The organism is Arthrobacter sp. BG5, assembly GCF_056680155.1.
The window spans coordinates 2,253,922-2,279,555 of record NZ_CM155268.1 but is presented as its reverse complement, the minus strand read 5'-3'; the positions used below and the strand labels follow the sequence as shown (position 1 = coordinate 2,279,555).

23 protein-coding genes and 1 tRNA gene are annotated in these 25,634 nt (G+C 68.9%); 13 read left to right on the top strand and 11 right to left on the bottom strand.

What is annotated here, in order from left to right; all coding sequences use genetic code 11:
• Window positions 1-3 precede the first annotated feature (3 nt).
• The 3 genes from AC1MBE_RS10575 (at window position 4) to AC1MBE_RS10565 (ending at window position 2,099) form a co-directional block, all read left to right on the top strand.
• Entirely contained in the window at window positions 4-975 is a 972-nt protein-coding gene (locus AC1MBE_RS10575) for an aldo/keto reductase (RefSeq protein ID WP_479778012.1), read from the top strand.
• Window positions 976-1,203: 228 nt separating this feature from the next.
• Window positions 1,204-1,467: a GlsB/YeaQ/YmgE family stress response membrane protein gene (locus tag AC1MBE_RS10570; RefSeq protein ID WP_175322464.1), complete on the top strand. Its 264-nt coding sequence runs from the start codon at window positions 1,204-1,206 to the stop codon at window positions 1,465-1,467.
• Window positions 1,468-1,574: 107 nt separating this feature from the next.
• Window positions 1,575-2,099, top strand: a complete 525-nt coding sequence (locus AC1MBE_RS10565; RefSeq protein ID WP_479778010.1) for a hypothetical protein — start codon at window positions 1,575-1,577, stop codon at window positions 2,097-2,099.
• Between the two features lie 36 nt (window positions 2,100-2,135).
• Here the strand turns inward: AC1MBE_RS10565 and AC1MBE_RS10560 are convergent, their stop codons facing one another.
• Complete coding sequence (locus AC1MBE_RS10560) at window positions 2,136-2,993, bottom strand: putative protein N(5)-glutamine methyltransferase (protein ID WP_479778008.1); 858 nt, start codon at window positions 2,991-2,993, stop codon at window positions 2,136-2,138.
• Between the two features lie 344 nt (window positions 2,994-3,337).
• Here AC1MBE_RS10560 and AC1MBE_RS10555 point away from each other — a divergent pair, with 344 nt between their 5' ends.
• Window positions 3,338-6,346 carry an alpha-amylase family glycosyl hydrolase gene (locus AC1MBE_RS10555; protein WP_479782574.1) on the top strand — a complete coding sequence of 1,003 codons (3,009 nt, stop codon included), beginning with the start codon at window positions 3,338-3,340 and terminating at the stop codon, window positions 6,344-6,346.
• A 143-nt stretch (window positions 6,347-6,489) separates the two neighbouring features.
• Here the strand turns inward: AC1MBE_RS10555 and AC1MBE_RS10550 are convergent, their stop codons facing one another.
• From AC1MBE_RS10550 to AC1MBE_RS10535, 4 genes are all read right to left on the bottom strand, one after another.
• A complete protein-coding gene (locus tag AC1MBE_RS10550) occupies window positions 6,490-7,407 on the bottom strand; it encodes a serine/threonine-protein kinase (protein ID WP_479778006.1) in 918 nt (305 codons plus the stop codon).
• Window positions 7,404-7,706, bottom strand: a complete 303-nt coding sequence (locus AC1MBE_RS10545) for a hypothetical protein (protein ID WP_479778004.1) — start codon at window positions 7,704-7,706, stop codon at window positions 7,404-7,406. Before AC1MBE_RS10545 ends, AC1MBE_RS10550 begins: the two co-directional genes overlap by 4 nt.
• A 110-nt stretch (window positions 7,707-7,816) precedes the next feature.
• Window positions 7,817-8,320: a MarR family winged helix-turn-helix transcriptional regulator gene (locus AC1MBE_RS10540; RefSeq protein WP_479778003.1), complete on the bottom strand. Its 504-nt coding sequence runs from the start codon at window positions 8,318-8,320 to the stop codon at window positions 7,817-7,819.
• A 139-nt stretch (window positions 8,321-8,459) separates the two neighbouring features.
• Window positions 8,460-8,532 (bottom strand) — tRNA-Lys (locus tag AC1MBE_RS10535).
• A gap of 203 nt (window positions 8,533-8,735) precedes the next feature.
• Between AC1MBE_RS10535 and AC1MBE_RS10530 the strand changes: the two genes are divergently transcribed.
• The 3 genes from AC1MBE_RS10530 to AC1MBE_RS10520 all read left to right on the top strand — a co-directional run bounded on the left by AC1MBE_RS10530 (window position 8,736) and on the right by AC1MBE_RS10520 (window position 11,380).
• A complete protein-coding gene (locus tag AC1MBE_RS10530) occupies window positions 8,736-9,392 on the top strand; it encodes a hypothetical protein (RefSeq protein WP_479778001.1) in 657 nt (218 codons plus the stop codon).
• 352 nt (window positions 9,393-9,744) lie between these two features.
• Window positions 9,745-10,362, top strand: a complete 618-nt coding sequence (locus AC1MBE_RS10525; RefSeq protein WP_479777998.1) for a DUF47 domain-containing protein — start codon at window positions 9,745-9,747, stop codon at window positions 10,360-10,362.
• A gap of 1 nt (window position 10,363) precedes the next feature.
• The gene (locus AC1MBE_RS10520) at window positions 10,364-11,380 is read left to right on the top strand and encodes an inorganic phosphate transporter (protein WP_479777996.1); all 1,017 of its coding nucleotides are present in this window, start codon (window positions 10,364-10,366) and stop codon (window positions 11,378-11,380) included.
• Between the two features lie 98 nt (window positions 11,381-11,478).
• Here the strand turns inward: AC1MBE_RS10520 and pstB are convergent, their stop codons facing one another.
• From pstB to pstS, 4 genes are all read right to left on the bottom strand, one after another.
• Entirely contained in the window at window positions 11,479-12,258 is a 780-nt protein-coding gene (pstB, locus tag AC1MBE_RS10515; protein WP_346958418.1) for a phosphate ABC transporter ATP-binding protein PstB, read from the bottom strand.
• Window positions 12,259-12,304: 46 nt separating this feature from the next.
• The gene (pstA, locus tag AC1MBE_RS10510; RefSeq protein WP_479777994.1) at window positions 12,305-13,414 is read right to left on the bottom strand and encodes a phosphate ABC transporter permease PstA; all 1,110 of its coding nucleotides are present in this window, start codon (window positions 13,412-13,414) and stop codon (window positions 12,305-12,307) included.
• Window positions 13,415-14,347 carry a phosphate ABC transporter permease subunit PstC gene (gene pstC / locus AC1MBE_RS10505; protein ID WP_479777992.1) on the bottom strand — a complete coding sequence of 311 codons (933 nt, stop codon included), beginning with the start codon at window positions 14,345-14,347 and terminating at the stop codon, window positions 13,415-13,417. It abuts the gene before it with no gap.
• Window positions 14,348-14,510: 163 nt separating this feature from the next.
• Window positions 14,511-15,629 (bottom strand): phosphate ABC transporter substrate-binding protein PstS, encoded by a 1,119-nt coding sequence (pstS, locus tag AC1MBE_RS10500; protein WP_346958416.1) that lies wholly within the window; start codon window positions 15,627-15,629, stop codon window positions 14,511-14,513.
• 259 nt (window positions 15,630-15,888) lie between these two features.
• On the opposite strand from pstS, the gene AC1MBE_RS10495 reads away from it, so the two are divergent.
• The 6 genes from AC1MBE_RS10495 (at window position 15,889) to AC1MBE_RS10470 (ending at window position 23,270) form a co-directional block, all read left to right on the top strand.
• Window positions 15,889-17,016, top strand: a complete 1,128-nt coding sequence (locus AC1MBE_RS10495) for an FUSC family protein (protein ID WP_479777990.1) — start codon at window positions 15,889-15,891, stop codon at window positions 17,014-17,016.
• Between the two features lie 73 nt (window positions 17,017-17,089).
• The gene (gene radA, locus AC1MBE_RS10490) at window positions 17,090-18,463 is read left to right on the top strand and encodes a DNA repair protein RadA (RefSeq protein WP_346958414.1); all 1,374 of its coding nucleotides are present in this window, start codon (window positions 17,090-17,092) and stop codon (window positions 18,461-18,463) included.
• A 152-nt stretch (window positions 18,464-18,615) separates the two neighbouring features.
• Window positions 18,616-18,909 (top strand): SHOCT domain-containing protein, encoded by a 294-nt coding sequence (locus AC1MBE_RS10485; protein ID WP_479777987.1) that lies wholly within the window; start codon window positions 18,616-18,618, stop codon window positions 18,907-18,909.
• A complete protein-coding gene (locus AC1MBE_RS10480) occupies window positions 18,909-20,405 on the top strand; it encodes a multicopper oxidase family protein (RefSeq protein ID WP_479777985.1) in 1,497 nt (498 codons plus the stop codon). Before AC1MBE_RS10485 ends, AC1MBE_RS10480 begins: the two co-directional genes overlap by 1 nt.
• Window positions 20,406-20,517: 112 nt before the next feature.
• On the top strand, window positions 20,518-22,623 hold the full coding sequence (locus AC1MBE_RS10475) for a copper-translocating P-type ATPase (protein WP_479777983.1): 2,106 nt from the start codon (window positions 20,518-20,520) through the stop codon (window positions 22,621-22,623).
• Between the two features lie 74 nt (window positions 22,624-22,697).
• Complete coding sequence (locus AC1MBE_RS10470) at window positions 22,698-23,270, top strand: class I SAM-dependent methyltransferase (protein WP_479777981.1); 573 nt, start codon at window positions 22,698-22,700, stop codon at window positions 23,268-23,270.
• A 46-nt stretch (window positions 23,271-23,316) separates the two neighbouring features.
• On the opposite strand, the gene AC1MBE_RS10465 is transcribed toward AC1MBE_RS10470, so the two are convergent.
• Both AC1MBE_RS10465 and AC1MBE_RS10460 read right to left on the bottom strand, forming a co-directional pair.
• Window positions 23,317-24,531: a fatty acid desaturase family protein gene (locus tag AC1MBE_RS10465; RefSeq protein WP_479777979.1), complete on the bottom strand. Its 1,215-nt coding sequence runs from the start codon at window positions 24,529-24,531 to the stop codon at window positions 23,317-23,319.
• A gap of 11 nt (window positions 24,532-24,542) precedes the next feature.
• A complete protein-coding gene (locus AC1MBE_RS10460; RefSeq protein WP_479777977.1) occupies window positions 24,543-25,616 on the bottom strand; it encodes a ferredoxin reductase in 1,074 nt (357 codons plus the stop codon).
• Window positions 25,617-25,634 lie beyond the last annotated feature (18 nt).

Sequence of the window (25,634 nt, the reverse complement as noted above, 5' to 3'; positions counted from 1 at the left end):
CGCATGCAGTACACCCAGCTGGGCCGGTCCGGGCTGAACGTTTCCCGGCTCTGCCTGGGCACCATGAACTTCGGTCCGCAGACCGAGGAGCCTGCCGCCCACGCGATCATGGACGCCGCCCTGTATGCGGGCATCAATTTCTTCGACACCGCCAACGTCTACGGAGGCTCCAAGCACCGCGGCTGGACCGAGGAAATCCTTGGCCGCTGGTTCGCCCAGGGCGGCGAGCGCCGGGAGCGGACGGTGCTGGCCACCAAGGTCTACGGCACCATGGCGGACCGGCCCAACGAGCCCAGGCTCTCCGCCCTGCACATCCGCCGCGCCCTCGACGCAAGCCTGCAGCGCCTCCAGACCGACCACATCGACCTTTACCAGTTCCACCACGTGGACCGGAACACCCCGTGGGAAGAGATCTGGCAGGCCGTGGACGTCGCGGTGCAGCAAGGGAAGATCCTGTACTCGGGCAGCAGCAATTTCGCCGGCTGGCACCTGGCCCGGGCGCAGGAAGCCGCGGCGCACCGGCATTCGAACGGACTGGTCAGCGAGCAGTCCATCTACAACCTGCTGACCCGCAACGTGGAACTTGAGGTAATTCCGGCCGCGCAGCACTACGGGCTAGGGATCCTGCCGTGGTCGCCGCTGCACGGCGGGCTGCTCGGCGGAGTGCTCAAGAAGGAGCACGACGGCGTCCGCCGCGCCGAGGGCCGCGCCCTCGAAGCCCTCAAAAAGCACCGGAACCAGATCCGCCGCTATGAGGACTTCGCGGACGAGCTTGGCCACGAGCCCGGCGAACTGGCGCTGGCGTGGCTGCTGCACCAGCCGGCCGTGACGGCGCCGGTCACCGGCCCGCGCACCCGCGAGCAGCTGGACGCCGCCCTCCGGTCGCTGCAGATTGACCTCGACACCGAGGCCCTTGAGCGCCTGGACGCTATTTTTTCCGGCCCCCGGACCGCCCCGGAAGACTACGCCTGGTGAGCCCGCCGCGGCCTTTCAACCGCCCCGCTAACCGCCCGGCGCCGGGGCCCGTCCGCGGATTTGCGGCCTGCTACCGGCCCGTAAATTCCCGGTGAAGACAAGGATTTTTGAAACTTTTCCGTGTGCCGAGTGGCGTTTTGATAGTAAGCATGATTAGTATTTAGACAGAAGGATGAAGCGCACCCGGCAACCCGGGTGTCTCCTCAATGAAAGAGAAGGGCCGATAAAATGGGTTTTTTCGCATTTCTTATTCTGGGTCTTATTGCCGGCGCAATTGCTAAGGCTATCCTGCCGGGACGTCAGGGCGGTGGCTGGGTCATCACGCTGATCCTCGGTGTTGTGGGCGCCCTCCTGGGCGGCCTCATCGGCAGCGCAATCTTCGGCACGGGACTGCAGGAATTCTTCTCGCTGACCACGTGGCTGCTCGCGATCGGCGGTGCGATCATCGTACTGCTGGTCTACGGCATGATCACCAAGCGCTCGCACCGCTAAAACGGTGTGACCGGAAAACCGGTCCCGGGATACTTTCCTGGGGCCGGTTTTTTGGTACCGGGCCACTTTTTCGAACTCTTCCAGAGCATCAAGAGCAGGAGTACAGCATGAAAGCCAAACTTCTTTTCGGCACCGGCCTTGCGGCAGGTTACGTCCTGGGATCCCGTTCCGGACGGGCCGCCTACGAAAAATTGAAGGCCCGGGCAGCCGACCTCTGGCAAAGCAAGCCGGTCCAGGACAAGGTGGCGGCCGCGGCCGACGCGGTCAAGGAAAAGGCCCCGGAAGTGTCCGGGCAGCTCACCGAGGCCGCCCGCCGCGCCGGCACGGTGATCAGCTCCGCCGTCCACCGGGAGGATACCCCGTCCCGGAGCGCCTCCGCCCCGCAAAGCCAAGCGGAAAGCGCCGCGGCAACCCCCTCCGGCAGCGCCATCCCGGCGCACAGCACCCACCCCGGCACGGCGAACCTGGGGACCTCCGGCGGCGCCCACGTCGCGGCGGACAACGCTTCCGACTCCGCGTCGGACGTCCGCTCGGACCCCGCCCTGAATGACGAGACCGGGCAGGACTGGTCCGACGAGGGCGGCGCTACCGCCGCCGGGCCGGCCACCAACGTCGACCCGGACAAGCACTGACCGGACTGGCTCCACCACATCCGGGGACGGGCGCCCTCAAGAGCGGCTTCGGCCCGCGGCACCGGCACTGACGGCGCCCAGCACCACGGTGGCGTCCCGCTTCCGCGAGCTGAGCACCTGGCCGGAGAGCCCGTTCCCGGCAAAGATCTCCACCGTCTGCGGCGCCTGCCGCCGACTCGTTTCCATCAGCAGGTGGCCGCCCGGCGCCAGCCATTCCGGCGCCGCGGCGGCCACCCGGCGCTGCAGTTCCAGTCCGTCCGGACCGCCGTCAAGGGAAGCCCGCGGCTCGTGCAGCCGCGCTTCCGGCGGCATGGTCCCGATCATCCCCGAGGGAACATAGGGCGCATTCACGGCCAGGAGGTCCACCCGGCCGCGGAGCCGGTCCGGCAGCGCTCCGTAAAGGTCGCCCTCGTGCACCTCCCCGCCCAGCGGCAGCACGTTGCGCCTCGCGCAGGCCGCCGCGGCGGCGTCGACGTCGGCGGCATGCAGCTCCAACGGCCCGGCCAGCGCGGCGAGCGCGGCCCCGACGGCGCCGGAGCCGCAGCACAGGTCGACGACGACGGGCAACCCTCCCGCCGGACCAGCTTCGCCTGGCCATTCTGCCCGCAGCAGCCGTGCCCCCTGCCGGACGAGGTACTCGGTGCGGCGCCGGGGAACAAAGACGTGAGGATCCACGGCGATCCGCAGGCCGCAAAACTCCGCCCAGCCCAGCAGCTGCTCCAGCGGAAGCCCGGAGACCCGCCGCCGGACCAGCGCTTCCAGCTCACCGGCCGTGCCCGCGGCGGCGGCCAGCAGGGCAGCCTCCTCCTCGGCGAAGACGCAGCCGGCGGCGCGCAGCCGCCCAACCACCTCGACCACCTCGGGCCGCGGCGGGGGCAGGGCCTGCATGGACATGACGCCCCTTTCGCGGCGGCTGCCGGACGGCTCCTCCGGCCGCCGGTCTGCAAGACATGCTATCCACGTCGCGGGCAGCGCCAAGCGTGGCCCGCAAAATGTCCTCCCCGGGCGGCCGGCGACCCAACACCGCCACCTGATGATTTGCTGGAAAATCCATGTGCAAGCGCTTACAATTGTGACTTGGCTCTCAGTAGCCGGTCTCCCGCATCCCTCCCTTCGTCTAGGCAACGTCGCTCACCCGGAAGGTCTCCATCGTGAACACCCGCAGCTCCAGCCTGCCCTGGCCGCCCCGTTTGAGGCGCGGCGCAGGACGCCCCCACACCGTTCGCGCCGGCGTCGCCCTGGCAGCGGCACTGGCCGCCGCCGCCGTCGGCGTCCCCGCCCAAGCGGCGCCGGACCCTCGCGGGCCGGGCGCCCCGTCGGCGTCGCATTCCCTCCGCGGGCCGGTCACGGACGAGCGCTTCTACTTTGTGATGGCGGACCGTTTCAGCAACGGCAGCACCGCCAACGACGACGGCGGCCTGGGCGCGGACCCGATGGTCTCCGGTTTCGACCCGACGAAGAAGGGCTTCTACAACGGCGGGGACCTCAGGGGCCTGCGGGAGAAGATCGACTACATCCAGGGTTTGGGCACCACCTCGATCTGGCTGACCCCGAGCTTCAAGAACAAGGCCGTCCAGCCGGAGGACCAGTCCGCCGGCTACCACGGCTACTGGGTCACGGACTTCACCCAGATCGATCCGCACCTGGGCACCAACGCCGAGCTGAAGACCCTTATCGACGAGGCCCACGCCCGCGGCATGAAGGTCTACTTCGACATCATTACCAACCACACAGCAGACGTCATCGGCTATGAACAGGGCGACCGCACCGCCTACAAGTCCAAGGACGCCGCCCCGTACCTGACCGCCGCCGGCGAACCGTTCGATGACCGCGACTACGCCGGCACCGGCACCTTCCCCGCCCTGGACGCGGCGAAGTCCTTCCCCTACACGCCGAAGCTGGCGCCCGGCGAGGAGAACCTCAAGGTCCCGGCCTGGCTCAACGACCCGACTCTCTACCACAACCGCGGCGACACCACCTTCGAGGGTGAAAACTCCTTTTACGGCGATTTCTTCGGCCTTGACGACCTCTTCACCGAACACCCCAAGGTGGTGAACGGCATGGTCGACATCTACCAGAAGTGGATCGGCGACTTCGGCGTGGACGGCTTCCGGATCGATACCATGAAACACGTCAACGACGAGTTCTGGCAGCAGTTCGGCCCCAAGGTCCTCGCCTACGCCAAGGCGCACGGCAAGGACGAGTTCTTCATGTTCGGCGAGGTCTTCGACACCTCCAAGAGCTTCACCTCGCAGTTCACCACCCGCAACAAAATGCAGGCCGTGCTCGACTTTCCGTTCCAGGAGGCGGCCCGCAACTTCGCCTCCCGCGGCCAGGGCGCCAAGGAACTGGAGACCTTCTTCGCCGGCGACGACTGGTACACCGACGCGGACTCCAACGTCTACGAACTGCCCACCTTCCTGGGCAACCACGACATGGGCAGGATCGGCAGCTTCATCAGCGCGGACAACCCGGGCGCGGACGACGCCGAACGCGTCGCCCGGGACCGGCTCGCCCACGAGCTGATGTACTTCTCCCGCGGGAACCCCGTGGTCTACTACGGCGACGAACAGGGCTTCACCGGCCCCGGCGGCGACCAGGACGCCCGCCAGACGATGTTCGCGAGCAAGGTCCCGGACTACCTCGACGACGACCTGCTGGGCACCGACGCCACCCACGCGGGCGACAACTTCAACACCGCCCACCCCCTGTACCGCGGAATCAGCGAACTCGCCGCCCTCACCACCGAACACCCGGCGCTGCGCAACGGCGCGCACCAGAACCGCTACGCCTCCGACGGGCCCGGCATCTACGCCTTCTCCCGGACCGACGCCAAGGACCAGCGCGAGTACGTGGTCTCCGTGAACAACAGCACGCAGGCCCAGACGGCGGCGATCCCCACCTACGTAGCCAAGCGCAGCTTCAACCGGATTTACGGAGCAGCGGCCGCCGAGGTCAAGGCCGCCGCGGACGGGAAGCTCACGGTCACGGTGCCGCCGCTCTCCGCCGTCGTCTACGAGTCCGCGGGCCGCATCCCGCATTCCAAAGCGGCACCCGCGGTAACGCTGCAGGAGCCGGCGGCGTCCGCCGCGGACAACAGCCGCGTTCGGATCGCGGCCGACGTCGACGGCAGTTCCTTCTATGAGGTCACCTTCCAGGCCCGCACGGCCGGCGGCCAGTGGGCTTCGATCGGCACCGATGACACGGCGCCGTACCAGGTCTTCCACGACGTCTCGGCCCTGAACGCCGGCACCGCCCTGGAGTACCGCGCCGTCGTGCTGGACAACGGGGCGCACACCTCCGTGAGCCAGCCCCGCAGCGGTGCCGTACCGGCCCCGCTGCTCAGCATCGTCAGCCCCAAGGAAGGCAGCAGCGTCCGCGGCAAGGTGGAGGTCGGCGCCGTCGCGAGTCCGGAAAAGGCCGACTACGCGGTCCGCTTCGAGCGCAGCGTCGACGGCGGAGCCTGGACCAAGTTCGGTGAGGACAGCTCCTCCCCCGCCTACAGCGCGGTGGACGACCTGGCCGCACTGTCCGTCGCGGACGGCGCCCAGTTGCGGTACCGCGCCCTGATGACCGTGCCGGGCGCCGGCGAGGTGGTCAGCGAGGTCCGCACCGTGGTCGCGGGCGAGCTTCCGCAGCCTGATTCGGTCACCGTGGCAGGCAGCCTCAACTCGGAAATGGGTTGCCCGGGGGACTGGCAGCCGGCCTGTCCGGCGGCGTTCCTGAAGCTTGATCCGGCCGACAAGGTCTGGCGGCTGACCGTTCCCAACCTGCCCGCCGGCAGCTACGAATTCAAGGCCGCCATCAACGGCACCTGGGACGAGAACTACGGTGCGGGGGGCGGGGCCAACGGCAGCAACATCGTGCTGAACCACCCCGGCGGAGCGGTGACCTTCCGCTACGACCACAGCACCCATGTGATGAGCGCGGTCTACGCCGCACAGCAGCCCGCGGCGGTGGCCGTCGCCGGGGACCTCGATTCCGAGCTGGGCTGCCCGGCTGACTGGCTGCCGGACTGCCCGCAGGCCCAGCTCACGCTGGATCCGGCGGACCTGGTCTGGAAGCTGACGTTCCCGGACCTTCCGGCCGGCAATTACTCCTTCAAGGCCGCCCTCAACCGCTCCTGGGCTGAGAACTACGGCGCGGGCGGGGTTGCCGGCGGCGGAAACCTCAGCATGGTGCACGACGGCGGCCCGGTCACGTTCCGGTACGACCACTTCACGCACCTGATCAGCGCCGCGGGGTAGCAGCCGGGCCCGACGGCCGCCGGGACAACAGCCGAGGGCCGGCATGCACTCACCGTGCGTGCCGGCCCTCGGCCGTGTAACTGTAGTCGGGCGGCCGGCGCCTCAGCCGGCGCGTCAGCCGACCAGGCGCAGCGGCGGGCGCCTCAGCCGACCAGGCGCAGCGGCGGGAGGGCCCGGGCGAGCCTGGCGGCCAGCTTCTGGGCCGCTGCCGCCGTGGGGCGCGCCGCGGGGTCCATCGCCGTCATGGCCGTCAGCAACGACACCCAGCCGGGTCCCAGTTCCGCCGGGATGTCAGGGCCGCGCAGGGTGCGGGCCACGAGTGACTCGACGGGGGTTCCGGGGTAGGCCTTGACCCCGGTGAGGCACTCCAGCAGCACCAGCCCGAGCGCGTACATGTCGGTGGCCGCGCCGAGGGGCTGGCCGGCCGCCTGCTCCGGGCTCATGTAGTGCACGGTGCCGGACGATTCGCCCGGCTCGGGGGCGGTGCCTGCCTGCGTGGCGATCCCGAAGTCGGCGATTCGGACCGAACACCTCCGGAGCGCGCTGAGCAGGATGTTGGCAGGCTTGATGTCCCGGTGGACCAGCCCGCGCGAGTGGACGTGCTCCAGCCCGGAAAGCGCGGCGGCGGCCCAGCCGGCCACCTCCTCCGCGGCCGTGGCACCCAGGCGGACCCGCTCGGCCAGGCTGCCGCCGAAGGCGAACTCCTCGACCAGGAACGGGCGCCCCGCCCACGGGTCGCCGTCGGGGACTGTGCCTGCCGCGACGAAGCCGACGACGGCGGGGTGGTCCAGGTTGGCGAGAATGTCCGCTTCCGCATGGATCCGGCGGGCGTGCTTCTCCCCGGGCCCTTCGGCGACCTTAATGGCGACCGTCCGGTCGGTGGAAAGGTCGGTTCCGCGGAAGACCGTGGCGGTCGCGCCGCGGCCCAAGAGTTCATGCATCAGGAAGCGCCCCCCGGGAGCCCCCGGCAGGGGCAGGATCCTGGCGTCGAGGCTGGCTGCCGGCTCGACTGCGCCGGCGGCCGGACTGTCCACGGCCGCGAGCACCGGTGCGGCGCTCATGAAAGCGCTGCGAACGCGTTGGAGGTGTGGACAATGCCGTCGAGCTGAAATCCGCACGCGCAGCGCCACACCGGCGGAAGCCCGGCGGAGGCGAAGCCGGTGTCGAAGGTGTGGACGGACATCGCCCCCAGCGCCGGGGCCGTCCATTCCATCGGGGATCCGCAGTGGTTGGGCGCCTGGCTGGGCGGGTTCGGAGGCAGCGTGGGCACCATGGCAGCCGACTGGGCCGGGGAGTGCGGCGAGACCAGCGGGGCCGCACCGGCTCCCGGGGTTCCGGTGATCGTCAACAACTCAGCCACGACTCCTCCACGCAAACGATTATCTGACACAAGTAGTAAGCATACATATCACTAGTCGGACTAGCTAGTTGCTAGGCGCAGATATTTACCGCAGGCGCTTGTGGCAGGGGTTAGTGGCGTTCCGTGTGCTCGTTCAGCGCCTCGGTCATGCGCCGCAGGAAGGCCACGATGACGTGGCTCTCCTCCGCGGTGAGCTCCTCCGCCACCGCCAGCATCCTGCGGTGCATCTCCCCGAGGGTGGCGCGCACTTCGGAATCCGTCGCGGCGGTGGGAACGATCACCAAGGACCGCCGGTCGGTGGGGTGCGGCTCGCGGCGCACGTGTCCGCTTTTCACGAGGCGGTCAATCAGCGAGGTGGTGGACGCCGTCGTGATGCCCAGCAGGCGGCTGAGGTCCTTGGGTCCCATCCGCTCCCCGGCGGCCTCCGCGCGCAGCAGGTACCGCAGGGCCAGCAGGTCGGTTTCGCCCATGCCCATGGAGTCGCGGGTGGAGCGCCGGGTGGCAACCTCGGCCGATCGGTATCCGCGCAGGGCCTGCAGCACGGCGGCGGGCGGGTCGATCCGCTCGTCGGGGGCGTACCAGTAGCCTGAGCCTGCGGCGGTATCCGAGTTCATCCGATTATCCTAGCCGAACTAACTACTAGGCAGGCTTGCTTGTCTCATGAGCGTCGGCGGCTCCGGAATCCGGGCGCAAAAAACCCCCGGCCTCCTGTTGCCAGGCTGCCGGGGGTTGTTCCACTCTTCGCTAAAAGAGTGGGCCCTGTGGGGATCGAACCCACGACCCACGGATTAAAAGTCCGATGCTCTACCAACTGAGCTAAAGGCCCCAGCCAACAGCCGCAACGGGCGGAAATCCACCCCGTTGACAGGCGCGTCGGCCCAGTCCATTTCTGGACGTTAACACTGTACCCCAGACGCGGGCGGCCTTTGTTACCGGACCCGACACGCCGCCGTCGTACTTCTCTGCGGCCCCCTCTCGCGGGACGGCGCTGTGCTCGATTCCCTGAATGCACAGGAGTAGCGTGGTGGCATGAGCGAGCAAACAGGAGCCAGCAGCCCCGGACCGCACCGTCACCACAAGCCGAAGCCCTTTGCGCCCATCGACTTCGAACCGTTCGCCGGCGGCGCGGACCCGGCCCGGGTGTCCGAGGCGGCACACCTGGCTGCCCAGGCGCTCGTGCGCCGCGGGCGGGACAGCGACGACCCCACGGTCACCCGGCGGCTGGTGAAACTTGCCGACGAACAAGGCCTCGACGCCATCGCCGAGATGTGGGCGGAAAGCCCTGCGCGTTCGCTCCCCGGCGCCCTCTGGCGGCTCTACGCCCTCCGCGCCGCCACCATCCGGGATCCGGAGCGGATTTCGGTCTATTTCAGGGCGGGCAAAGACACCGCGCAGGTCTCCCACGTGGTGGCCGGCGCGGCCGAGCCTCCCGGCGCCGAGGAAATGAAGTCCATGGCCGACGCCATCCTCTCCGGTGCCTTCGACGGCGAGTTCGACGTCGCGCTGGAACGCTCGGCGGCGTTCTGCCGGGTGGTGGCGCTGGGCCAGGCCACGCTGGCCGACGGCGCGGAGCACAGTAACGCGAACCACGCGAGCAAACTCACCCGCAATTCACACCTTTTGGTCAAGACGGCCGAGGACCTCGAACACGCGGCCAACGCCTGGCGGCTGGGCGAACTGGACTGAGCCCTCTTTAGTCCCGGGGAGCGCCGGACCCCGGCCCCGGCGGCCCGCGTGGCGGCCTCGTCGATACACACGCCGGCGCCCGGCTGTCAATGTTGACTTGGTCCCGCCGACGTAGAAAACTAAAGGCGGTGCCGAGCCGCGAAACCCCCGGGCTTCAACAATTAGCCGCCTAGAGCGGCCTACCGCCGAGAGGCGTATCCGGTTCGGCACCATTTTCTTGCCCGCCTCCGGGCGCGGTTCCCGGCGGGCGAAGTACGGGCGGTAAAGTGATCCCCATGCGCGGGTCATCGTCACGTTCCAGGGCCGGCAGACAACACCCGTGTAAGCCTCGTCCGGAGACCGGTAACCCCACGTGAAGCTGCGCCTTTTTCCCCAGGAGCCCGCCGGGCTGAACCTGCTTTCCCAGATGGCCCGCCAGATAGCCCTGGCCACGGGAACCCTTTCGGAGATCCTCGGCGCCCCCGCCAGTGAGCATTCGCGCCTGGTGGAGGACATGCACGACCACGAGGCGAAGTCTGCGGAACTGCATTTCGCCCTCCTGACGCACATGCGGACGAGTTTCCTGAACCCGCTCCCCCGCGAGGACATGTACGCGCTCTCCCGCTACCTCAACGAGGCGATGGAGAAGCTGGACGCCGCCGCGGACCTGGTCTTCCTCTACAAGCTGGAGCGACTGCCCAAACGCGCCGCCGACCAGCTGGAAATCATCAGCCGGCAGGCCGAGCTCACCGTGGACGCCATGCGCCAGCTGAACAACCTGGACGATCTGGAGGACTACTGGATCGAGGTCCTCCGCCTCACCAAGCGCGCGGAGCGCACCCACCGGGTCTGGGTTGCGGACATGCTCAAGGACATGAAATCGGCCCAGTACGCGCGCAACCGCGACATTGCGGACCAGCTCGTGGAGGTCACCAAGGACATGCGGCGGATTGCCACCCAGGTGGGCAGCATCATCGTCAAGGAATCCTGAGGTGTCCGTCCTCTTCTTCGCCGCGGTGGTTCTCTTCGCCGGGGCGTTCGCGTTCCTTAACGGTTTCCGTGACGCTTCCTCCTCGGTTGCCCTCGCGGTCCGGACGCGCGCCTTGACCCCCACTGTCGCGGTGCTCCTGGCCGGGCTGTTCAACTTCATCGGAGCCGGCCTGAGCGCAGCCATGGCACTGGAGGTCAGCCGGACATGGGTGGTTCTTCCCTCCGGCGGCAACGGCCTGACCATCCTGATGGCCGGGCTGCTGAGCGCCGTGGTGTGGGGCATCTACACGTGGTGGCGCGGGATCCCCTCCTCCTCGACCCATGCGCTGGTGGGCGGCCTTGCCGGGGCCGGCGTCGCCAGCGTGGCCGTCGGCGGGCACGCGGTCCTGGGCGCGGACCGGTCGCTGCTTTTCCAGGTGGTCCTGCCGCTGCTGCTTTCCCCCGCGATCGCCTTTGCCGGCGCCTACCTGCTGGTCTGGCCCGCGACGTGGGCAGCCCGCTACACCCCGCCGAGCGTGGTGAACAGCAGGTCGCGGCGGGCCCAGTCGATCGCAGCGGGCGCCGTCGCCTTCGGTCACGGCCTGCAGGACGGGCAGCGCACCAGCGCCGTACTGATCCTGGGCATGCTCGCCGCGGGACTGCCGGTCGGCGGCTCCACCCCCGTCTGGGTGGCCCTGCTGACCGCTGCCGCGCTGACGGCAGGCACGCTGGCGGGCGGCTGGCGGATCTCCTACACGATCGGCTACCGGATGATCCGGATGGACCCGCTGCGCGGGTTCGTGGCGCAGCTGAGCAGCAGCGCCATTCTGCTGGTCGGTGCGATCGGCCTGTACTGGCCGGTCTCCACCACCCACACGGTCACCGCCGCCGTGCTCGGGGCAGGCACCAACCAGGGCTACGCGGGGACCAACCGGCTGCTTGTCCTCCGGATCCTGGCGTTCTGGGCGCTGACCCCGATGGTCACCGCCGCGGCGGCCTTCGTGCTGGAACTCGCCCTCTCACCCCTCGCCGGGCTCTAGGCACCGCGCTCTAGGGCCCGGGGCCTGTCGATTGCTCCGTAAGCGCCCTTTTGAGGGCCCAAAACGGCACCTGCGGAGCATTCGATGAGGCAGGCGGCCTATCCGAAGCGGCCGGAAACGTAGTCCTCGGTCGCCTTCTCGGTCGGGTTGCTGAAGATGGTGTGGGTGTCGCCGTATTCGATCAACTTGCCGGGCTTGCCGGTCCCGGCGATGTTGAAGAACGCCGTCTTGTCCGAGACCCGGGCGGCCTGCTGCATGTTGTGGGTAACAATCACCACGGTGTATTCGTCCTTGAGCTCGTTGATGAGGTCTTCAATGGCGAGCGTGGAGATCGGGTCCAGCGCGGAGCACGGCTCGTCCATCAGGATCACCTGGGGTTCCACGGCGATGGCGCGGGCGATGCAGAGGCGCTGCTGCTGGCCGCCGGACAGGCCCGAGCCGGGCTTGGCCAAGCGGTCCTTGACCTCGTTCCAGAGGTTGGCGCCGCGCAGCGAGCGCTCCACCAGCGAGTCGGCCTCGCCTTTGGAGATCTTCTGGTTGTTCAGCTTGACGCCGGCCAGCACGTTGTCCCGGATGGACATGGTGGGGAACGGGTTGGGGCGCTGGAAGACCATGCCGATCTGCGAGCGTACCGTCACGGGGTCGACGCCGGGGCCGTAAAGGTTGTCGCCGTCGAGCAGCACTTCGCCTTCGACGCGGGCGCCGGGGATGACTTCGTGCATCCGGTTCAGGGTGCGCAGGAAGGTGGACTTCCCGCAGCCCGACGGGCCGATGAACGCGGTGACGGATTTGGCGTCGATGTTGATGTTGACGTCCTCGACGGCCAGGAATTTGCCGTAGTAGACGTTCAGGTCTTTGACGTCGATGCGCTTAGACATGCTGTTCCTTCACTTGTGGAGGTAGGGACCGGGTGCCGGCGGCGGCCTAGCGGCCGGCCTTCGGTGCGAAGATGCGGGCCACCAGCCGGGCGGCCAGGTTGAGCAGCATCACGAGGATGATGAGGACCAGGGCCGCGCCCCAGGCGCGCTGGTCGGACGGACCCGGGTTGGACGGCGACGTCGGGTTGAGGATCTGCGTGTAGATGAAGGTAGGCAGCGAGGCCATCCAGCCGCCGAACACGTTGTTGTTGATCGAGGTGGCGAAGCCGGCGGTGACCAGGATCGGTGCGGTTTCCCCGATCACCCGGGCGATGGCCAGGGTGATGCCGGAGGCGATGCCGGAGATCGCCGTCGGGATGACCACCTTGAGGATGGTCCGCCACTTGCGGACGCCGAGGGCGTACGCCGCTTCGCGGAGTTCGTTCGGCACAATCTTGAGCATTTCCTCGCTGGAGCGGACCACCACCGGGATCATCAGCACGGAGAGTGCGACGGCGGCAACGGCGCCGGTCTTGGTGCCCGGGCCGACGACGGCGAAGAAGAACGCGGCGGCGAACAGGCCGGCCACGATCGAGGGGATGCCGGTCATGACGTCGACGAAGAACGTGATGGCGCGGGCCAGCGGCCGGTCCTGGCCGTATTCGACGAGGTAGATCGACGTCAGCAGGCCCACGGGGACCGAGATGACGGTGGCGAGCAGGGTGATCTGCACGGTGCCCAGCAGCGCGTGGTAGATGCCGCCCAGCACGGGGGCGCCTTGTTCGACGCTCTTGTTGTCGAACGCACCGGTAACACCGTTCATCGAGGTGCTCAGGAAGCCGGGGTCCACCAGGCCGGGCAGGCCCTTGACCAGCACGGTCCAGATCACCGAGATCAGCGGCAGCAGGGCAACAAGGAAGGCGCCGACCACGAGGCAGGTGACCAGTTTGTCCTTGGCCTTGCGGGAGCCCTCAACGACGGCGCTCCAGCCGACGAGGCCGGCGGTGAAGAGCAGGGCCGAGACGATGCCCCAACCGAAGGGGTTGAAGCCGACCAGGGCCAGGATGGCGGCACCGATGACGAGGGCCAGGGCCAGCACGATGTACGGCGCGGCCTTGGGCAGCTGTCCCTTGGTCAGGGCCGAGCGTTTGCGGACCGGGGTCAGGGTGGAGGTCATTTAGTTGGCTCCCGAGAATTCTTTGTGCCGGGTGATGATCCACCGGGCAATCATGTTCACGCCGAGGGTGATGACGAAGAGCACCAGGCCGGCGGCGATCAGCGTGCTGACCTTCAGGCCGCTGGCTTCGGGGAAGTTCAGGGCGATTTCGGCGGCGATGGTCTGGTTGCCGGACTGGATCAGGCTTGCCGTGAGGGCGCCTGAGGAGAGCACCAGGGCAACGGCCATGGTCTCGCCGAGGGCGCGGCCCAGGCCCAGCATCACGGCGCTGATGATGCCGGGGCGGCCGAACGGCAGCACGGCCATCCGGATCATTTCCCAGCGGGTGGCGCCGAGGGCGAGGGCGGCTTCCTCGTGCAGCTTGGGGGTCTGCAGGAAGATTTCGCGGGAGAGCGAGGTGATGATCGGCAGGACCATGACCGCGAGCACGATGCCTGCCGTCAGGATGGTTTTGCCGGTGGCCGAGGCCGGCCCCTGGAAGATCGGCAGCCAGCCCAGGTTGGTGGCCAGCCAGTTGTAGGCCGGGGAGATTTCCTTGGCCAGGAACGCGGCACCCCAGGCGCCGTAGACCACCGACGGGATGGCGGCCAGCAGGTCCACCACGTAGCCGAGGCCGGACGCCAGCCGGCGGGGGGCGTAGTGCGAGATAAAGAGGGCGACCCCGATGGCGACCGGGGTGGCGATGACCAGGGCGATCACGGCGGCGATCAGGGTGCCGACGACGATCGGCCAGATGTAGGCGAAGAACCCCTTGCCGCCCTGGATGTCCTCGGCCGGGGCGGTGAAGGCCGGAATGGCCTGGATGACGAGGAACAGCGCAACGCCAAACAGCACGGCGAGGATCAGGCAGCCTGCTGCCAGGGTGGCCCCTGAGAAGACTTTGTCCCCGGCGCGGCCTGCGCCCTGGGATTTGGTCAGGGAGGTGGAGGTCATACCTGGCCCTTCGGTGTTGATGGTGCGGACGTACTGAACGTTACCGGGCCGCACTTATCGAAAACTACGAAAACTGCGAAAACTCGGAAACTAGGGAAAACACCGCTAAGTTCCCCGTCCCGCCAGGCGGCGGGGCGGGGAACTTAGCGGAAGAGATCAAACGTTAGGACTTGACCTTGATGGCTTCGATGGCCTTGACGGCCTTCTCGGAGAGCGTGGCGGACAGCGGAGCCGACTTGGCGGACTCGGCGGCAGCCTTCTGGCCCTCTTCGGAGAGTACGTACTTCTCGAAGCCCTTGACCAGATCGACGGTTTCCTGCTTGTCGTAGGTGCTGCACACGATGTGGTAGGAAACCAGGACCAGCGGGTAGGCGCCGGATTCCGTGGTGGTGCGGTCCAGCTTGATGGCGAGGTCGTTGGCGCCGCGGCCCTCGACCGGCTTGCCCAGGTCCACAGCCTTGGCGGCAGCTTCCGGGGAGATCTTGACGAAGTCGGAACCGACCTTGATCTGGGCGGTGCCCATCTTGCCGCTGACGGCGGAGTCGTCTGCGTAGGTGACCGCACCGGCGGTGTCGGTGACGGTCTTGACGACGCCGGAGGTGCCCTTGGCGTTCTCGCCCTTCAGCGAGGAAGGCCACACACCGTCAGCCTTGTCCTTCCAGACGGCGGGGGCCGCGGCGGCGAGGTACTCGGTGAAGTTCTTGGTGGTACCGGAGTCGTCAGAGCGGTTGACCGGGGTGACTTTGAGGTCCGGAAGCTTGGCATCCGGGTTCAGCGCGGTGATGGCGGGGTCGTTCCACTTGGCGATCTCGCCGCGGAAGATCTTGGCCGCCGTTGCGGCGTCCAGCTTCAGGTCCGTCACGCCCGGCACGTTGAACGCGATGGCGATCGGCGAGATGTAGACGGGAACCTCGATCGCGCCGTCCGGGCCGCACTGGTCCTTGGCCTTGGCGGCCTCTTCGTCCTTGAGGTAGGCGTCGGAGCCGGCGAACTGGGCCGAGCCGTCGAGGATGGCCTTGCGGCCTGCGCCGGAACCGTCCGGGGAGTACTGCACGTTCGCGCCCTGGTTGGCGGAGGCGAAGTTGGTCTTCCACACGTCCATGGCTGCACCCTGCGCGGAGGAACCGATGCCGGTCAGCGTGCCGGTGACCTTGGGGCCGCCGGCCGACTGGGTGCCCGCAGCGGTGTTGGTTGCGTTGTCCGAGCCGCAAGCGGTGAGCGCGAGTGCGCCGGCTGCGATAACAGCGATGGCCGCGTTGCGGCCGAAGCGTGATGCCTTCACTAGATGTACCCCTTCCAGGGTTATTCAGATGCGTGCCGGACCGGAGACGTCCGAGCAGAAAAGACGGTGGATACGGTTTGTACCTTTACCGAAGTTAGGTGCCCCAGGTGAAGAGAATTGGGGTCCAAAGTGAACGGAGGGTTAACGACGCCGGACCATTGGTCGACATCTGACGGGTCGCCATTGCGTTAGCGGCGTCCCGGTCGTAGGGCCGCGGCGAGCGGCCGTGGCACCGCGGACAGCAAATAGACTGGTGGACATGGCCTCCGCGACTGGATTCACTGCAAGCGCACGATTCCTGCGCGGGCGGGTCCGCACCGGATTCGTCCGGAGCCGCAACTCGCTGCTGCCGGCGGTCCAGATGACGGCCTGCGCCGTGGGCGCCTACGCCTTCGCCGAGTACGTGCTGGGCCATACCGGACCGCTGTTTGCCGCCACCTCCTCCCTGATCGCCCTGGGCTTTTCCCGCGATCCGCGGCTGCGCCGGGTCGTGGAGGTGGGCCTGGGCTGCACCATCGGCATTGTGGTGGGCGACCTGCTGCTGCACTGGCTGGGCGCGGGGATCTGGCAGGCCGCCGTCGTGCTCCTTTTCTCGATTCTACTGGCCCGTTTCCTGGACAGCGGAACTATTTTTACTACCCAGCTGGGCCTGCAGTCCCTGCTGGTGGTGCTGTTGCCGGCACCGGCGGGCGGCCCGTTCACCCGGAGCATCGATGCCGTGGTGGGCGGCGTGTTCGCGCTGCTGGTGACCTTCCTGATCCCCAAGGATCCGCGCCGCGAGCCCCGGAACGACGTCAAGAAGCTGCTGCATGAACTGGCGGAGGTGCTGCGCGAGTGTTCGTCGGCCCTGACCCACAGCGACTCCACGCAGGCCTGGCACGCGTTGATCCGCGGCCGCAACTGCCAGCCTCTGGTCGATGCGATGCGCCAGACGCTCCGCGCCTCGGGTGAGGTGGCCACCCTGGCCCCCGCCTACCGGCGGCACCGCGAGGAGCTGGACCGGCTGGCGCAGTCGGTGGACTTTATTGACCTGGCGCTGCGCAACAGCCGCGTGTTCGCGCGCCGGCTCACCAGCGCGATCAACCACGCGGCGCTCTCGGACGAGGCCACCGAGAACATTGCCGAGGTGCTGCAGGAGACCGCTGCCGCGATTGATGAGCTGGGCCTGGGGCTGGCGGAGGTGCACGACGGCGTCCGCCGCGCCCACCTGCGCACGGCCAGGGCGGCACTAAGCGAGACCGCCGGCAGGCTGCACCCGCGCCTGCTGGACGTGCAGCGGCTCGAGGGCGAAACCGTGGTGATGCTCTTCCGGCCCCTGATGGTGGACCTGCTCGAAGCCGCGGGGGTGGATCCGCACGAGGCCCGGGACATCCTGCCTGCCCTGTAGTCCCAGCTGCCCGTCACCTCCCCCGGGCCGGGGACGGGGCCTGAATGTCAGTGCCCCCGGTTAGGGTGGAGCAATGGCTACAAAGACTTCCCGCGCCGCCAAGGCGCCGGGCTATAAGTGCGCGGAATGCGGCTGGACGACGGCCAAGTGGGTGGGCCGGTGCGGTGAGTGCCAGGCCTGGGGCACGGTGGAAGAAACCGGTGCAGCCGTGGCGCGGACGACGGCGGCGACGACCGTCCTGGAGCCGGCCCGCCGGATCGCCGAGGTGGACGCCACGACGGCCGCGTTCCTGCCCACCGGCGTGGACGAACTGGACCGTGTGCTGGGCGGCGGCCTGGTTCCCGGCGCGGTGATCCTGCTGGCCGGCGAACCCGGCGTGGGCAAGTCCACGCTGCTGCTGGACGTCGCGGCCAAGTTTGCCCGCACCGCGCAGGACGTCCTCTACGTCACCGGCGAGGAGTCAGCGGCCCAGGTGAAGCTGCGCGCGGACCGGATCGACGCGGTCGCCGAATCCCTGTACCTCTCCGCCGAAACGGACCTGGGCCAGGCGCTGGGCCAGGTGGAAAAGCTCGAGCCGCGGCTGCTGATCGTCGACTCGGTCCAGACACTGAGCAGCGCCGACGTCGAGGGCAGCGCCGGCGGCGTCTCCCAGGTCCGCGAGGTGGCGGCCTCCCTGATAGCCGCGGCCAAGCGCCGCAACATGACCACCCTGCTGGTGGGCCACGTGACCAAGGACGGCTCCATCGCAGGTCCCCGTCTGCTCGAGCACCTGGTGGACGTGGTCTGCCAGTTCGAGGGCGAGCGGCACTCCCGGCTGCGGCTGCTGCGCGCCGTCAAGAACCGCTACGGACCCACCGACGACGTCGGCTGCTTCGACCTGAACGAGGACGGCATCGTGGGCCTGGCCGATCCCAGCGGCCTGTTCGTCTCCCGCACCAAGGACCCCGTGTCCGGCACCTGCATCACGGTGACGCTGGAGGGCCGCCGGCCGCTGCTCGCCGAGGTCCAGTCGCTGCTCGCCGAGAGCGCCAACGCGCAGCCCCGCCGGGCCACCAGCGGCCTGGACAGTTCCCGGGTGGCGATGCTGCTGGCCGTGCTGCAGCAACGCGCCGGCTGCCTGCTGCAGAAGGACGACTCCTACGTGGCGACCGTGGGCGGGGTCAAACTCAGCGAACCGGCCACGGATCTGGCCGTGGCCCTGGCCGTCGCCTCGGCAAAGGCCAAAAAACCGCTCCCGCAACGGCTCATCGCCTTCGGCGAGGTGGGCCTGGCCGGCGAGGTCCGTCCCGTGCCGGGGATCAACCAGCGCATCCAGGAGGCGCACCGGCTGGGGTTCACGCACGCCGTGGTGCCCGCCAGCCCCAACGGGCCCGGCCCCGTCCCGGCCGGCTTCTCGGTCCGCGAGGTCAGCCACCTGGCGGAAGCGCTGGGCCTGCTGATCAGCTGAGCTGCGCCGCAGCTGGTTCCGCCGCCGCCGGATCAGCCGTGCGCGGCCCCGCGCGTCGGCAACCATGCGCGGGCGCGACTTAGGACCCTAGCGCCACCGACCCGGCAGGCGCACCATGGGAGCAGTAGCTTCCATTGGCGAAGGGAACAGTCATGATGTGGGGTTACGGGCAGAACCTGTGGTGGATGTGGCTTTGGGGCGCGCTCCTCCTCGTCGGAATCGCTGTGCTCGTGCTGCTCGCGGTGCGGGTCTTCAGCGGGACCGGCCGCGGACCTCAGCCAGGACATCCCGGGCCCTACGGCCAGCCGGGCTTTCCGGGCCGGGCGCCCGGCACACCGGGCGGCAAGAGCCCGGCCCGGCTCATCCTGGACGAGCGATTCGCGAGGGGCGAGCTGACGGCGGAGCAGTACCGCGAGCATGTTAAGGAACTCGGCGAGGGTCCGTAGTGCCACCCATCAGCCGCCGCAGCGCCCTGCTGCTGGGCGGACTCGGAGTGACCGGCACCGTCGCCGGCGGCGCCGGTCTGTGGTGGTCGCTCAATTCACAACCCGCGCCGGTCACCGGAGAGTCCCTGCGCCAGCCGGCCGCGCTCAGCAGCACGGGAGGCGTCCTGGCGGCCAGCCTTGAGGCAGCCCCGGGCCGGTTCCCGGTGGCGGGGCTGCAGGCGGGAGCGCTGGGCTACAACGGCGGCATCCCCGGACCCACCCTCCGGCTCCGGGCCGGCGACGTGCTGCGGCTCAAACTGGTGAACAAGCTGGCCGAACCCAGCAACCTGCACCTGCACGGACTCCACGTGTCACCCCAGGGCAACAGCGACAACGTATTCGTGACCGTGGACCCCGGCAGCAGCTTCGACTACGAATACCGGCTCCCGGCCGGGCACCCGCCAGGGCTGTACTGGTACCACCCGCACCACCACGGCCGGGTCGCCGCCCAGGTGTCCGGCGGCCTCTTCGGCGCCATCATCGTCGAAGACCCCGTGCCCGTGGCAGCGGGCACCGAACGCGTGCTGCTGGTCTCGGACACCAGCCTGGACGGGGCCGGGAACGTGGCCGAGGCGTCCCTGCCGGAGCGGATGGCCGGACGCGTAGGGGCGCTCCTGCTGGTCAACGGCCAGTCCAATCCCCGCATGACGGCCCGGCCGGGGGAACGGGAAAGGTGGCGGATCGTGAACTGCTGCGTGGCCCGGTATCTGCGGCTGCGGCTGGACGGGCAGAAACTCCAGCTCCTGGGCATGGACTCCGGGCGGGCCCAGTCGCCGTCGGACGTGCAGGAAGTGCTGCTGGCGCCGGGGAACCGGGCGGAACTGCTGGTCACGGCCGCCCTCGGGCAATCCGAACTAAAGGCGGTGCCCTACGACCGTGGAGCCATGCCCGGAATGGGCCGGCGCGGCATGGGACCGGGCGGGCCGGCGGGGCAGGACGGGGCCGAGGATCCGGCCGGCACCACCCTGGCCACGCTGGACGTGGCCGGCGACCCCGCCCCGCCGGCACCCGTCATCACAGCCGGACCGGCGCCGCCCGAGCTGCGCTCCGCCGCGGTCGCCGCGCGCCGCCAGCTGGTGCTTGCCACGCCGATGGGGCAGGGGCAGGGCGGCGGGATGGGGCCCGGGATGGGAATGGCCTTCACCATCAACGGCCTGGCCTTCGACGAGCGGAGGATTGACACCATTGTGGCCGGCGGGACGGTCGAGGAGTGGATCCTGGTCAACCGCAGCCCCATGGACCACCCGTTCCATCTGCACGTGTGGCCGATGCAGCTCATCGCGGAGAACGGCCGGGCCGTGGAAAAGGCCACCCTTCGGGATGTGGTCAACGTGCCGGCCAACGGGCAGGTCACGGTCCGGATCGACTTCCGGGATTTCACCGGCCGCACCGTCTACCACTGCCACATCCTGGACCACGAGGACCTCGGCATGATGGGCGTCATCGAGGTGCGCTGACCCGGACCGGCGGCTCCGGACTGCGCACCGGCAGTATTGCCAAGCATACCCCCCAGGGGTATGTTGGGAACTGGAATCAGGACCAGCCGCGACTTCTCCGGAGGCAGGAACCATGGAACACCAGCACAGCGTAAAGACCGATCAACTGCCGGCCGGCGCCGGCCCCGGCCACTCCGGCCACGACCACCGGCCGCAGCCCGGCGGGGACGATGAGCATCTGGTACACAGCCACGGCCAGCACGCCGGCCACAGCGTCGCGATGTTTAAGAACAGGTTCTGGCTGACGCTGGCACTGTCGGTGCCGGTGGTGCTGTTCAGCCCGATGTTCGGGCACCTGCTCGGCTACGTGCCGCCGGTCTTCCCCGGCTCGGCCTGGATTCCGCCGGTACTGGGCACCGTCATCTTCTTCTACGGCGGCCAGCCCTTCCTCAAGGGCGGCCTGGATGAACTGAAGAGCCGGAAACCGGCCATGATGCTGCTGATCGCCATGGCCATCAGCGTCGCCTTCGTCGCCTCCTGGGTCACCAGCCTCGGGATCGGCGGTTTCGACCTCGACTTCTGGTGGGAGCTGGCCCTGCTGGTGGCGATCATGCTGCTGGGGCACTGGATCGAGATGCGCGCCCTCGGCTCGGCGCGGGGCGCGCTCGACGCCCTCGCTGCCCTGCTGCCGGACGAAGCGGACCGGATCACCGCCGCAGGGACGGAAACCGTCAAAGTCAGCGACCTGGTGGCTGGGGACACGGTCCTGGTCCGCTCGGGCGCCCGGATGCCGGCCGACGGCGTGGTCGTCGACGGCCAGGTTGAGGTCGACGAGTCGATGATCACCGGCGAATCCAAGACCGTCCTCCGCTCACCCGGGGACAAGGTTGTCGCCGGGACCGTGGCCACGGACAACACCGTCCGCGTGCAGGTCACCGCCGTCGGGGATGACACCGCGCTGGCCGGGATCCAGCGCCTCGTGGCCGAGGCGCAAGCCTCCTCGTCCAAGGCGCAGGCCCTGGCCGACCGGGCCGCAGCCTTCCTGTTCTACTTCGCCGCCGGCGCCGGCGTCATCACGTTCATCGTCTGGTCCCTGCTGGGCAGCATTCCCGACGCCGTCACCCGCACCGTCACCGTACTCGTGATCGCCTGCCCGCATGCGCTGGGCCTGGCCATCCCGCTGGTCATCGCGATCTCCACCGAACAGGCCGCCCGGGCCGGGGTCCTGATCAAGAACCGGATGGCCCTGGAACGGATGCGGACCGTCGACGTCGTCCTCTTCGACAAGACCGGAACGCTCACCAAGGGCGAACCCGCCCTCAAGGACGTCGCGGCCGCCGAGGGCGTGGACCGGGACAGCCTCCTGGCGCTGGCCGCGGCTGTGGAGGCAGACAGCGAGCACCCGGTGGCGCGGGCCATCGTCCGGGCGGCGCGGGAGCAGGGTCTGCAGATTCCCGCGGCGACCGATTTTTCGTCCATGACCGGCCGCGGCGTCCGCGCCACGGTGGACGGAAGGACCATCCAGGTCGGCGGCCCGGCCCTGCTCCGGGACCTCGAAGCGGAAGAACCGCAGGCACTGGCACGGGCCACCCGGGCCTGGATGGAGCGCGGTGCGGCCGTGCTGCACATCATTGACGGGGAAAAAATCCTGGGGGCCGTGAGTCTCGAGGACGCCGTGCGCACCGAGTCCCGGCAGGCCGTCAAGGCACTGCAGGACCGCGGCATCAAGGTCGCGATGATCACCGGCGACGCCCGGCAGGTGGCCCGCGCCGTCGGCGAGGAACTCAACATCGACGAGGTCTTCGCCGAGGTCCTCCCGGCCGACAAGGACAAGAAGGTCGCCGAACTGCAGTCCCGCGGCTTGAAGGTGGCGATGGTGGGCGACGGCGTGAACGACTCCCCCGCGCTGGCCCGGGCCGAAGTCGGCATCGCGATCGGCGCCGGTACCGACGTCGCGATGGAGTCCGCCGGCGTCGTCCTGGCCGGCAACGACCCCCGGGCAGTCCTGTCGATGCTGGATCTTTCCCGGGCCAGCTACGCCAAGATGTGGCAGAACCTGATCTGGGCCACCGGCTACAACGTCATCTCCGTCCCGCTGGCCGCCGGCGCGCTGGCCTTCGCCGGGATCGTCCTGTCCCCCGCGGCGGGAGCGGTGCTGATGTCCGCCTCCACCGTGGTGGTGGCGCTGAACGCCCAGCTGCTGCGTCGGCTGAAGCTCAATCCGGCGCAGGTCCGTTGAGCGGACAGCTGCCCATGGATGCCGAGTCGCACGCCCCGTCTTTCGGACGCTCTTACGCCCGGGTTGGGCCGCGGATGGACGCCCGGGGAGCCGCAGCCCACCGGCGGCGGCTCGTGGCGGCAGCCCACGGCGCCGTCGTCGAAATCGGGGCAGGCTACGGCGCCACGTTTCCGTTCTATCCGCCGGCGGTGTCGGCGGTGCTGGCGCTGGAACCGGACCCCACGCTCAGGGCGCTGGCGCTGGACGCCGCGGCGTCAGCGCCGGTGCCGATCACGGTGCGGAACGGATTCGCGGAAGCGCTGCCGGCCGCGGACGCCTCGGTCGACGTCGTCGTCTCCAGCCTGGTGCTGTGCAGCGTGGCCGAACCGTCCGCCGTCCTGGCCGAAGCCATCCGGGTCCTGAAACCCGGCGGCCGGCTGTTGTTCTACGAGCACGTCCGCTCCGCCCACCGCGTGCTGGCGGCGGCGGAGGACCTGATCACTCCGCTCTGGAGCCGTTTGGCCGGCGGCTGCCACCCGAACCGGGACACCGCCGCCAGCATCGTCGAGGCGGGCCTGGCCGTGGAGGCCCTGGAGCGCTTCGGCTTCGCGGTCCTGCCCGGCAACCCGCCGCTGGCGCACGTTCTGGGGGTGGCGGTCAAGGCCTAGCCCGGACCGGCTCGAGAACGGAACGCAGCGGCGGGACCTGCGGTGCCTAGGCCTTTTTCGGCGGCAGGGCCAGCCGGAAGATCTTGGCCCAGGTGGAGCCGACCTGCTTCCAGATCGGGCCGGTGGTGTACGGGAGGCCGTAGCGCTTACAAATTTCCTGGACCTTGGGCGCCACTTCGGCGTAGCGGTTGGACGGCAGGTCCGGGAAGAGGTGGTGCTCGATCTGGTGCGAAAGGTTGCCGGTCATCAGGTGCATGAACTTGGAGCCGGAGATGTTGGCCGAGCCGATCATCTGGCGCACGTACCAGTCACCGCGGGTTTCGCCGTCGACCATTTCCTCGGTAAACGTGTCCGTCCCGTCCGGGAAGTGGCCGCAGAAGATCACCGCGTGCGCCCAGACGTTTCGGACGGCGTTGGCGGTCAGCGTGCCGTACAGGGCCTGCTTGCCGGAGCCGGTGAGCATGGCGACGGCGGGCGTGGCGGCGTAGTCCTTGGTGAACTGCTTCAGGGCCTTGCGGCCGAGCGCCTTGAGGTCCTTGGTCAGGGCCTCCTTGGACTTCCTGCCCTCCTTGTAGTCCACGAGTTCCAGGTCGTAGATCGCGATGCCCCACTCGAAGACCGGGGCCAGCAGCGCGTTGTAGAGCGGGTTGCCCAGGTTGAAGGGCTTCCATTCCTGTTGCGGGTCCATCCGCAGCAGGTTGTATCCAATGTCGTTGTCCTTGCCGACGACGTTGGTCCAGCGGTGGTGCAGGTCGTTGTGGGTGTGCTGCCAGGAGCGCGCCGGGGTGACGAAGTCCCACTCCCAGGTGGTGGAGTGGATGTCCGGGTCCCGCATCCAGTCCCACTGGCCGTGCAGGATGTTGTGGCCCAGCTCCATGTTTTCCAGGATCTTGGCAAAGCTCAGCAACGTGGTGCCGGTGACCCAGGCGGCCTTGTTCTTGCTGACCAGGAGGGCGGCGCGGCCGGAGATCTCCAGGCCGCGCTGGATCTTGATCATGCGGCGGATGTAGGCGGCGTCGGAGGAGCCGCGCTTGGCGAGGATGTCGTCCTTGATCGCGTCGAGTTCACGGCCCAGCTCTGCGACCTGCTCGTCGGACAGGTGTGCCGCGGCAGGGGGTCGCAGCAACGGGCTTCCGGTCTCGGCAAGCGCACCGGGCCGCTTCTTTACGGCGGCGGCCGGCTTCCCGGCGGAGCCGGACTGGGCGCCAGTGCTTGTGCTGCCGTCTTCGGCAATATCTGTCTTATCTGCAAGTGTGGTCATGTGGTTTCTCCTCAGAGGTCGAGGTTAACGGGTCCGGCGGCTGCCGAGACGCACGTCTGGATTAGTTGGCCGGGCTCGCCGTGGACTTCGCCCGTGCGCAGGTCGCGGATCTGGCCGGCGCGGAGCGGGATGAGGCAGCTGTGGCAGATGCCCATCCGGCAGCCGCTGGGCATCAGCACCCCGGCGTCCTCGCCGACGTCGAGCAGGGGCGTGTCGCCGTCCGCTTCGACTTCACGGTCCGAGGCTTCGAAGGTCACCAGCCCGCCGTCGTGCCCTTCGCCGCCGGCCAGGCTCGTGCTAAAGCGTTCGATCGTCAGGGTCGCGGCCGCCTCGGAGGTGTCCGGAGCCGCCTCGGATTCCCAGAGCGCCTCGGCGTCGTCGAGGAAACCTTCGGGGCCGCAGGCGTAGGCGGCGCGGTCCCGCCAGTCCGGGCACAGCGCGTCCAGCCCGGCCGCGGTGCTGAAATCCAGCCGCCCGCGTTCGCCGGTGAACCAGTGCGTGACCTTGAAATTGGGGAACTGATCCGCGAGCTCGGCCAGTTCCTCGCGGAAGATGGCGTCGGCCGCCGTCCGCGCCGTGTGGACGAGGACGACGTCGGCGTCGGGTCGGTGCGGGACCAGCGTGCGGATCATCGACATCACCGGAGTGATGCCGCTGCCCGCAGTGAGCATCAGCAGCGGGCGCGGATGCTCGGGCAGGACGAAGTCGCCCTGCGGCGGAGCGAGGAAGAGGACGTCGCCCGGCTTGGTGGTGCGGACCAGGGTCCCGGAGACGGCACCCATGTCCGTGACGGTGATGGCGGGGTCCTCACCTGCGGGCGCGCTGAGCGAGTAGGACCGCCAGTGGCGCACGCCGTTGAGTTCGACGCCGATGCGGGCCCACTGGCCTGCGCGGTGCGCTTGCCAGCCTCGGCCGGGACGGAAGAAAATGGTGGCGGAATCGGCCGTTTCTGGAACCACCCGGGTAACCACGCCGCGTAACTGGCGGGCAGAAAACACGGGGTTGAACAGCGACAGAATGTCTTCTGGAGCTAAGGGGGTGGTCAGTAGAGATGCGGCGCGCGCCAGCTTACGGAGCCGGATCATTCATCAATAGTATGTCAG

What these genes read in the sequence shown, in the direction of transcription:
- AC1MBE_RS10575 (WP_479778012.1), top strand. Translation starts at nt 4, where the DNA reads ATGCAGTACACCCAGCTGGGCCGGTCCGGGCTGAACGTTTCCCGGCTC.
- AC1MBE_RS10570 (WP_175322464.1), top strand. Translation starts at nt 1,204, where the DNA reads ATGGGTTTTTTCGCATTTCTTATTCTGGGTCTTATTGCCGGCGCAATT.
- AC1MBE_RS10565 (WP_479778010.1), top strand. Translation starts at nt 1,575, where the DNA reads ATGAAAGCCAAACTTCTTTTCGGCACCGGCCTTGCGGCAGGTTACGTC.
- AC1MBE_RS10560 (WP_479778008.1), bottom strand. Translation starts at nt 2,993, where the DNA reads ATGTCCATGCAGGCCCTGCCCCCGCCGCGGCCCGAGGTGGTCGAGGTG.
- AC1MBE_RS10550 (WP_479778006.1), bottom strand. Translation starts at nt 7,407, where the DNA reads ATGAGCGCCGCACCGGTGCTCGCGGCCGTGGACAGTCCGGCCGCCGGC.
- AC1MBE_RS10540 (WP_479778003.1), bottom strand. Translation starts at nt 8,320, where the DNA reads ATGAACTCGGATACCGCCGCAGGCTCAGGCTACTGGTACGCCCCCGAC.
- AC1MBE_RS10530 (WP_479778001.1), top strand. Translation starts at nt 8,736, where the DNA reads ATGAGCGAGCAAACAGGAGCCAGCAGCCCCGGACCGCACCGTCACCAC.
- pstB (WP_346958418.1), bottom strand. Translation starts at nt 12,258, where the DNA reads ATGTCTAAGCGCATCGACGTCAAAGACCTGAACGTCTACTACGGCAAA.
- pstA (WP_479777994.1), bottom strand. Translation starts at nt 13,414, where the DNA reads ATGACCTCCACCCTGACCCCGGTCCGCAAACGCTCGGCCCTGACCAAG.
- pstC (WP_479777992.1), bottom strand. Translation starts at nt 14,347, where the DNA reads ATGACCTCCACCTCCCTGACCAAATCCCAGGGCGCAGGCCGCGCCGGG.
- AC1MBE_RS10495 (WP_479777990.1), top strand. Translation starts at nt 15,889, where the DNA reads ATGGCCTCCGCGACTGGATTCACTGCAAGCGCACGATTCCTGCGCGGG.
- radA (WP_346958414.1), top strand. Translation starts at nt 17,090, where the DNA reads ATGGCTACAAAGACTTCCCGCGCCGCCAAGGCGCCGGGCTATAAGTGC.
- AC1MBE_RS10485 (WP_479777987.1), top strand. Translation starts at nt 18,616, where the DNA reads ATGATGTGGGGTTACGGGCAGAACCTGTGGTGGATGTGGCTTTGGGGC.
- AC1MBE_RS10475 (WP_479777983.1), top strand. Translation starts at nt 20,518, where the DNA reads ATGGAACACCAGCACAGCGTAAAGACCGATCAACTGCCGGCCGGCGCC.
- AC1MBE_RS10470 (WP_479777981.1), top strand. Translation starts at nt 22,698, where the DNA reads ATGGACGCCCGGGGAGCCGCAGCCCACCGGCGGCGGCTCGTGGCGGCA.
- AC1MBE_RS10465 (WP_479777979.1), bottom strand. Translation starts at nt 24,531, where the DNA reads ATGACCACACTTGCAGATAAGACAGATATTGCCGAAGACGGCAGCACA.
- AC1MBE_RS10460 (WP_479777977.1), bottom strand. Translation starts at nt 25,616, where the DNA reads ATGATCCGGCTCCGTAAGCTGGCGCGCGCCGCATCTCTACTGACCACC.